Origin of the sequence: Clostridium aquiflavi (assembly GCF_031344075.1) — a bacterium.
Lineage (GTDB): Bacteria > Bacillota > Clostridia > Clostridiales > Clostridiaceae > Clostridium > Clostridium aquiflavi.
In genome coordinates this window covers 1-9637 of the sequence record NZ_JAVJAN010000064.1, presented here as the reverse complement: position 1 = coordinate 9637, position 9637 = coordinate 1, and the positions used below count along the sequence as shown (strand labels likewise).

7 protein-coding genes are annotated in these 9637 nt (G+C 27.8%); 1 reads left to right on the top strand and 6 read right to left on the bottom strand.

The features are described 5' to 3' along the window. Positions 1-239: 239 nt before the first annotated feature. From RGC78_RS15315 to RGC78_RS15300, 4 genes are all read right to left on the bottom strand, one after another. On the bottom strand, positions 240-1103 hold the full coding sequence (locus RGC78_RS15315) for an MBL fold metallo-hydrolase (RefSeq protein ID WP_252213949.1): 864 nt from the start codon (positions 1101-1103) through the stop codon (positions 240-242). 15 nt (positions 1104-1118) lie between these two features. After that, complete coding sequence (locus tag RGC78_RS15310) at positions 1119-1952, bottom strand: methyl-accepting chemotaxis protein (RefSeq protein WP_252213951.1); 834 nt, start codon at positions 1950-1952, stop codon at positions 1119-1121. A 397-nt stretch (positions 1953-2349) separates the two neighbouring features. Beyond that, the gene (locus RGC78_RS15305; protein ID WP_309556910.1) at positions 2350-4185 is read right to left on the bottom strand and encodes an ABC transporter ATP-binding protein; all 1836 of its coding nucleotides are present in this window, start codon (positions 4183-4185) and stop codon (positions 2350-2352) included. Continuing rightward, positions 4178-6409 carry an ABC transporter ATP-binding protein gene (locus RGC78_RS15300; protein ID WP_309556909.1) on the bottom strand — a complete coding sequence of 744 codons (2232 nt, stop codon included), beginning with the start codon at positions 6407-6409 and terminating at the stop codon, positions 4178-4180. Before RGC78_RS15300 ends, RGC78_RS15305 begins: the two co-directional genes overlap by 8 nt. 288 nt (positions 6410-6697) lie before the next feature. On the opposite strand from RGC78_RS15300, the gene RGC78_RS15295 reads away from it, so the two are divergent. Beyond that, on the top strand, positions 6698-7153 hold the full coding sequence (locus tag RGC78_RS15295) for a MarR family winged helix-turn-helix transcriptional regulator (protein WP_286674275.1): 456 nt from the start codon (positions 6698-6700) through the stop codon (positions 7151-7153). A gap of 162 nt (positions 7154-7315) precedes the next feature. Here the strand turns inward: RGC78_RS15295 and hypE are convergent, their stop codons facing one another. Next, entirely contained in the window at positions 7316-8323 is a 1008-nt protein-coding gene (gene hypE / locus RGC78_RS15290) for a hydrogenase expression/formation protein HypE (RefSeq protein ID WP_252225515.1), read from the bottom strand. A gap of 35 nt (positions 8324-8358) precedes the next feature. Next, the gene (gene hypD, locus RGC78_RS15285) at positions 8359-9450 is read right to left on the bottom strand and encodes a hydrogenase formation protein HypD (RefSeq protein ID WP_309556908.1); all 1092 of its coding nucleotides are present in this window, start codon (positions 9448-9450) and stop codon (positions 8359-8361) included. Positions 9451-9637: the final 187 nt, after the last annotated feature.

The window sequence follows — 9637 nt, the reverse complement described above, 5'->3', positions numbered from 1 at the left end:
GAGTATTGTCATATTTACTGCTTGTCACAATTTTATATTGGGAGCAAGCTAAAATGGGACTATACTCATTTTAGCATTCCTAACTTCAATTACTCAGTCCACTTTGCTTATGCATATATCAACACTCTGCTAAAACATAGCCTAATTTATAAATGAAAAGGAACCGTCATCAGCTAATGATTTAAAAAATCATTCTGAGACAGCTCCTTAAATTTATTAAGTAATTTATATCCTAAAAATTAATCTAATTCTACTATTGTACCTGTTCTATTAGTAAATGAAGTTTTACATTCCTCATTAAATATTTCTACTGCTTTTTCACCAGTACAATGAGATAATCCTAATAATTCAACACCTGATTTCTTTAAATAATCCACTGATTTTTTTATTCTATCATCATCCGCTTCTATAAGATGTGTACCACCTATTATTCCTACTATCTTTTCATTAGTTCTTTCTTCTATGGTTTTTACCATATTTAAAAATCCTGGATGTGCACATCCAAGTAATATAACTAAACCTTTTTTAGTTTTTATTCCTAAAGCGATTTCTTCATCAAATGTATCAACTATATATTCATCATTAACTTTACGTTGCATATTAGGGTTTACTTTTTCGAATTCATAGTACTTATTAAAATTAGAGAATACAAAAATATTATCGCATATTTCTAAAATATCTTTTTCTAAACTTTCTACAGAAACACCTTTACTCTCTATATAATTTTTATCAAAGTCTGTTCCTATATAAGCATATCCTGGTTCTTTTGAAAAATCTGATTTAAGACTTCCATCTGAATAATGATATTTATCTGTTCTTTCAAAAAAATGCTTGCTTACTATAAGTTTAGGTTTTATATTATAAGTTTCTAATAATTTTTTTACTCCTCCACAATGGTCATAGTGAGCATGACTTAAAACCATAATGTCTGTCTTTTTGAGATCAATATTTAAGTTTACTGCATTTTCAATAAAATCTCCTGTCTTTCCTGTATCAAACAAAACATTGCAACCACTTCCTTCAATAAACATAGAAAGTCCATGTTCATTCTTTAACTTTTCATCCTTATCTTGTGTATTTTCTATTAAAGTAGTTATTTTCATTTTGACCCCTCCATTTTATATTTCTGATGCAAATTCTTTTAGAAGTGTTGCAGTAGAATTAAGTTCTTGAACTGCAGCTGTAAGCTCTTCAATTCCCGATGCTTGTCCGTCTAATAATAAATTTGAAGCATTAAATCTATTATATATTTCATTTATTGAACTTTGTATATTACTCAATATTTCGTTAATCTCATTTATAGATTCGCTACTTGATTGAGATAATTTTCTAATTTCATTAGATACTACACTAAATCCTTTTCCATATTCCCCTGCCCTAGCTGATTCTATAGCCGCATTTAAGCCAAGCATGTTAGTTTGTTTAGCTATACTTTCTATAAACTTTAAAACATCATCTGTTTTTTTATAATTATCATTGGTAATTTCTATAAACTTCTCTATATCTGAATTAGTTGCAGATATTTTTTGAAGTCCAGAAGACATATCCAATAAATTACTTCCTATTTGTGCTAATGAATCTGATAAAGTATTTGACATATTAGATATTTTTTCTTTTCTCTCAACACTCATACCAATTACTATTGTTCCTGCTATTTTATTATCTTCAAAAACTGGAATTGCTATTGTCTTTAGTGTTACTCCAAATACACTTTCTGGTACCATAATAGATACTTGTTTTTTAGCTTTTAGACAAACATCAGCTGCACATCCTTCTGGAATTATATCGCCTGTTTTAGATTGCATTTTTAAGTTTGTACTGTCTTTAACTAATAAAAATCTTTCCGTATTAGATATTGTAAAAATTAATTCATCTTCAAAATAATATTTAAAACAAGGCATTAATGTGTAAAATGCCTGCATTAATTCATTATCTGCTATTTTATTTATCATAAAAATCACTCCTAATTATTTTATGTAATTATTATTATTACTAATACATAAATTTTCTATTTAAGTATTAATTATTACTTATTAGATTGTATTTTTTTCTAATGTTAGTTTTATTGTATGATATCATTTACACCAATTTCAATATTATATCACTTTTTGGTTATTTTTCATAATTTTTCATTATTAACGTATTTGTTTTAAAGTATAATGATATACTAAACTTACTAATTAAATATGTACTACATTTATATATTCGATATTTTTCAATATAAAAATAAGCCTAAATATTAAAATAATTAATATTTAGGCACTTTTTATACTATATATTTAAGTATTTCTCTACATTATCATTTGTTTTAAATTATATTTTTTAAATTTTAATCCATTTATAAGATTTTTACATTGCTTTTGCCTTTTCAAACTGTGAATTATAAAGGTTCGCATAAAATCCATTATTAGTTAACAGATTTTCATGATTTCCTTGTTCTATAATATCTCCATCCTTCATTACAAGAATTAGATCAGCATCTTTTATAGTTGATAATCTATGAGCTATAACAAAACTAGTTCTTCCCTTCATTAAATTATCCATTGCCTTTTGAATAAGTAATTCTGTTCTTGTATCAACCGAACTTGTTGCTTCATCAAGAATAAGAATCTTTGAATCAGCTAATATAGCTCTTGCTATTGTTAATAATTGTTTCTGTCCCGCTGAAACATTACTTGCTTCTTCATTTAATTCCATGTAATATCCATCTGGTAAAGTTTTTACAAAGTTGTGAACATGAGCCGCTTTGGCTGCTTCAATCACTTCTTCATCAGTTGCATCTAATTTACCATATCTGATATTTTCCATTATGATTCCGTTATATAACCAGGTATCTTGTAATACCATACCAAATGCCTCACGAAGTTCACTACGATTAAAGTCTCTTAAATCATTACCATCAATTAAAATTTCCCCTTTATTTACATCATAGAAACGCATTAAAAGTTTAATTATTGTTGATTTACCAGCTCCTGTTGGTCCTACAATTGCAATCTTTTGTCCCTTTTTAATTTTAGCACTAAAATCATTTACTATAATTTTGTCTTTATTGTATCCAAATTGTACATTTTTAAACTCTACATTACCATGAACATCATTAATGGATACAGGATTTTTAGCAAATTGATCTTCTTCTTCCTCATCTAAAAATTCAAAAACTCTTTCAGCCGCAGCTGCTGTTGATTGTAGTAAATTTGAAACCTGAGCGATTTGACCAATTGGTTGAGTAAAGTTCCTACTATATTGAATAAATGATTGAATATTACCAACTGTAATTCTACCATTGATTACAAAATATCCACCTAAAATTGAAACTGCTACATAGCCAAGATTACCTACAAAAGTCATTATTGGCATCATAAGTCCTGATAAAAATTGAGATTTCCATGCTGACTTATATAATACATCATTAGATTCTTCAAATTCATCAATTACCTTTTGTTCTTTATTAAACACTCTAACTATATTTTGGCCGCTAAAGACTTCTTCAACTTGACCATTTACATGACCTAAATACTTCTGTTGTGCCTTAAAATGTTTTTGAGATTTCTTAACAACAAATCCTATGATGGCCATAGAAATTGGTAAGATACACAAAACTACTAAAGTCATTATCCAGTCAATGCTAAACATCATTATCATAATACCTATAACTGTTGTAATTGATGTTATAAGTTGAGTAGCACTTTGATTTAAGCTTTGAGATAGTGTATCTATATCATTGGTGAAAATTGATAATACTTCACCATGTGTTCTGCTATCAAAAAATTTCATTGGCATACGATGTATTTTTTCTGATAATTCTTTTCTTAATGTATATGTCAACTTTTGAGAAACATTTGTCATTAATATTCCTTGTATAAAAGAGAATATTGCACTAATAACATATAAACAAATTAATGCTCCAAGTATTTTTGCAATTTTATCAAAGTCAATACCTGATCCTCCAGATACTTTTCTCATTAATCCTTCAAACAATTCTGTAGTTGCATTACCTAAAATTTTAGGTCCTACTATAGAAAATATTGTACTACCAATTGCAAAAACAAATACAAAAATTATAGGAATTTTATATTCACTTAAGTACTTCATCAATTTACTCATAGTACCTTTAAAGTTCTTGGCTTTTTCTCCTGCAACCATTTTACCGCCCATTGGACCTTTTCTTTGCGTACTCTTACTCATTTTCAAGTTCCTCCTTTGAAAGTTGTGATAAAGCAATTTGCTTATAAACCTCACAGGATTTTAATAATTCTTTATGAGTTCCTTTTCCTACTATTTTTCCTTCATCTAAAACAATAATTTGATCAGCATTTAATACTGTACTAATTCTTTGAGCTACAATTAAAATAGTACCATCTTTTATTTGTTCATTTAATGCCTTTCTAAGAACTATATCTGTCTTATAATCAAGAGCAGAAAAACTATCATCAAATATATATATTTCTGGTTGCTTTGCAATTGCCCTTGCTATTGATAATCTTTGTTTTTGTCCTCCTGATACATTGTTTCCACCTTGAGAAATTGGACTATTATATGTGTCATCCTTTGCTTCAATAAATTCAGTAGCTTGTGCAACTCTAGCTGCATTTATCATTACTTCTTTTGGAGCATTTTCAGCACCATATTTAATATTTGATTCTATTGTTCCTGAGAATAGCATTCCTTTTTGAGGAACATATCCAATTTTATCTCTTAAATTATGTTGTGTAACATTTCGTACATCTATGCCATCAACTATGATCTCTCCTTCAGTTGTATCAAAAAAACGAGGTATTAAATTAACCAATGTTGTTTTACCGCTACCTGTGCTTCCTATAATTGCTGTAGTTTGTCCTGGTTTTGCAGTAAAATTAATATTACTTAAAACATCTTCTTCTGCATTTGGATATCTAAAGTTAACATTCTTAAATTCTACATAACCTTTTTTATTATACTCAAATGATTTAGCCGATACAGGATCTTTTATAAGTCCTTCTGTATCTAAAACTTCTGCAATACGCTTTGCTGATACTGCAGCACGTGAAATCATAATTGATATCATTGAAAGCATTAAAAATGCCATTATAATTTGCATTGTATATTGAATAAATGCCATTAAGTCTCCAACTTGCATTGTTAAATTTTCTATTTTACTAGCACCAACCCATACAATTAAAACTGTGATTCCATTCATGATAAACATCATTGCAGGCATCATACAAGCCATTATCTTATTAACAAATAAATTAACGTCTGTTAACTCCTTATTTGCTTTATCAAAACGTTCTTCTTCATGTTTTTCTGTACTAAATGCACGTATTACAGGAGTTCCTGTTAAAATTTCTCTAGCAACTAAGTTTATTTTATCAACCAATTTTTGTAATTTTTTAAATTTAGGCATAGCTATTGCAAATAATACACTTACAAGACTTAATATAGAAAGTATTGCTACACCAATGACCCAAGACATTGTACTATTGGTGTTTAAAACTTTTATAAATCCACCTATCCCAAGAATTGGGGCATATAATACAAATCTAAGTACCATTACTGTAAGTATTTGAATTTGTTGAATATCATTAGTACAACGTGTAATTAATGATGCTGTTGAAAAATCATCAAATTCTTTATTTGTAAATCCAACAACTTTCTTAAATACACTGCTTCTTAAATCTCTGCTAAATGCAGCTGCAACTCTTGAAGCTATCAATGTTACAAGTATTGTTGCCATCATGCTAACTAATGCAAATCCAAGCATTTTTGCTCCAGATGAGAATATATAATTAGTTTGGTATTTATCCATATTAACACCAATTTTAGTATATTCATTTTTCACAAAAGAAACTGCCATTTGATCAATGCTACTATCATCTAACTTACTAAACATTTCATTCATGCTTGATGTTATTTCTTTAAATTGTTCTTCTGGCATAACTTTAAATATATCAAAGATATTTGCATCTTCCTTTAATACTCCAGGGGGGGATGAACTAATCATTTGATTTTCCATAGCCTTAACTTTATCTGAATCACTTTCAAAATTAGAAACCATAACCATCGGTTTTCCAAGTATTGAATTTAATTCTTCAATTTTATCTTTATCAATATTTTTTAATACATAAAGATTTTCTTCTTCTAATAAAGGATATTCTTCATCGGAAGTAGATCCCTTGTTAACCAAGTCATAATTTTCTAGTACTTCTTTATAATCTTTGTCTTCCATAAACAAAGAAAGTCTCTCCATTTCACTTTCTCTAATTACATCTGGAGTTATCTTATCTACTCCTCCATGTTGAATACCTACATTAACAATATCAGAAGTATATTTAGGTAAAGTCAAATCACAAACTGCTTGCCCTACCAATAAAACTAATATAGCTAAAATAAGCCAAACTGATTTCTTTAAATGTTTTAATAATTTAAGCATATCCTTTTATTCCTCTCTTCTTATGTTGATATTAGATAATTTTTAAGTTAAAAAACTTTATAATACTTATCCAATTTCTAAAATCACTTGATAATTAACAGACATTACTAACTGATTATTATTTTAAAATTGTCAACATTTATTTACTATGAAAATTATCTTACAATGAAATTCCATCTATGTCAATAAGTATTTACTGTAAATATTTGTTGACCTTTTTGTAATTAGAATATAAACTTAATATAAATACAAATATGTAAAATCTGAATGAAATGTTAGGTGATTTTCTTGAAAAATGAAGATACTTTAGAAATTTTAAATGAATTAATGGATCTATCTGTTTTTATGAAAAAAATGATAATTAGACCCATAGAAACAAACCCAGTGATTAATATCAGTAGATTACAAATGCAAACATTATGTATCTTAGATAAATTTAATTCTATTAATATGACTAATTTAGCTAAGGAACTTATGATTACCAAGCAACAGGCCACTGGTATCGTAAACAACTTGGTTAATAAAGGACACGTAAACAGAGTTGTTAATCCTGAAAATCGTAAAGAAATTTTGCTTAATAATACGGAATCTGGTACAAGAACCATTAAAATTATTAAAGATCATATGACAGACAAGTTATATACATATTTCGATATACTAACGTCTGAAGATAAGAAAAAAATTATTGAATCTTCAAAAACAATAAAACACATTATAGGAACAATTGACAAACATGATATGTAATTAAAATAATTTTAAATTACCTTTAACAAAAAAAAGTAGAAAATTACAAAAAAAAGACTTCAGCATCTAACTAAGGGGCTGTAGTCTTTTTAACTTTATTTTAAGCTATGTTTTAGCAAAGTGTTGATATATGCATAATCAAAGTGGATAGAGTAATTGAACTTAACATATTCTTGGTAATAACTCTCCTTGTGCCATTTTTAATATTTTGGTTGAACCTAAATCTGTTTCAATGTAAAGATATTTTCTATCATCTTCTATAACCTCACCAATTATAGCTGAATCTTTCCCAAGTACATTTGACTTCATCACTCTTAATACTTTTTCTGCTTCATTTTTACTAACTATACAAATCAACTTTCCTTCATTAGCAACATATAAAGGATCAAAACCTAGAAGATCACAAAAACTCCTAACTTCTTCAGTTATAGGTATATCTCTTTTATAAATTTTCATACTTTTTCCACTTATATTTACTAATTCATTTAGGGTATTAGCTAAACCACCCCTTGTTGGATCTCTCATAATTCTAATTTCCTTGGTACATTTAATAATTTCTTTAGTTAAAATATTCAAAGCAGCGCAATCACTCATAATGTTAGATTCTACCGACAATTTTTCCCTTTCGTTAATTATACACATACCATGTTCTCCTATGGTTCCACTTAAAATTATTTTATCTCCCACTTCTACATTACTACCTTTTAATATATATCCATAACTTTCTATTACTCCAATTCCAGTAGTATTTATATATATTTTATGTCCTCGTCCTTTTTCTACAACCTTTGTATCCCCAGCCACTATTTTAACTTTTGCTTCTTTTGCAGTAATAGTCATTGATTTTACTACCTTTTCTAAATTCTCTATTTCAAAACCTTCTTCAATAATAAATCCTGCTGTAATATATAATGGAGTTGATCCACTTACTGCCAAATCATTTACAGTACCACAAATACTTAACTTTCCTATATCTCCACCTTTAAAAAATATTGGATCCACTACAAAGCTATCTGTTGTTACTGCAATTTTACCATTAAGTTCATTTAATATCGCTGAATCATTTTGCTTTTTTAATTCCTCAGTATTAAAGTATTTTATAAATATATTTTCTATTAGTTTATTTGTTTCTTCTCCTCCACTACCATGTGCTAAAGTTATAATACCCATCTTTACCTCCTAAAAAACAAAGCGGCTACGCCACATTATAAATTTTCATATACTATCCCACAAGTACCCTCACTAGATACCATGCAAGGTCCTATGGGATTGCTGGGAGTACACACTTTTCCAAACAATGTGCAATCTTTTGGTATTTTAATCCCTTTTAAAATCTCTCCACATATACAATTTTTATTTGATATAGTATTCTTATCTTTTAATGCAAATCTTATATTTGCATCAAAATAACTATATTCTTCTTTTAATTTATAACCTGTATTTTTAATATTTCCTATCCCTCTCCAAATACTATCCCCATTTATAAAAACGTCTTCTAATAATGATTTACTTTTTTTATTTCCAAATTCTTTAACAAAGGTTTTATAAAAATTTATAAAATTATATTCACCTTTTTCCTTCATTATTATTATAGAAAGTATTCCACATAATATATCTATAGCTTTAAAACCACACACTGCCATTGGTAATTTATATTTCTTTGATAATTCCTCAAAAACTCTACTCCCTATTATTGTTGCTACATGACCTGGACATATAAATCCATCAATCTTTATCGTCTCATCTAAAATTAATGTTTCCATTGCATTTGGCATAGTTTTTAAGGAATGTAAAATAGAAAAATTATTAATATTATTACTTTTTGCTTCCTTTAAAGCCAATGCTATTAAAGGTGCTGTTGTTTCAAATCCTACTGCTAAAAATACTACTTCTTTAGTTTTATTTCCTTGTGCTATTTTTAAAGCATCTAATGGAGAATATATAATCCTTATATCTCTCCCTCTTGCCTTTTCTTCTCTTAGGGAACTTTTTGTCCCTGGAATTTTGATCATATCTCCAAATGAAGTTATTATTATATTTTCTTTCTTGCTTAATTCTATAGCACTATCAATGTAATTTTGTGGTGTTACACATACAGGGCATCCAGGACCCGCTATCATTTTCACATTTTTAGGTAATAATTTATCTATTCCATTATCATAAATACTTTTTGTATGGGTACCACATACTTCCATTATTCTTATTTCTTCTATTTTCGTTGCTTTTTCTTTTATTTTCTTTATCAACTTAAGAGCTATTTCTATTTCTTCTGATTTCTTTAAATTATTAATATACATATCATTTTCCCTTTATTAAATTCGCTATGTTTTAAAATAGTGTTGATATTCTAGTATAAGGGCGAACTGGCATTGGAATTTACTTTTTAGAACTCTTAATGAAAATTTGTACAATTAATTGCTTGTCAGCAATCTTTGATTGGGAGCATGCATTAATTGGACTAAGCTTTATTTTAGAGTTCTTAAA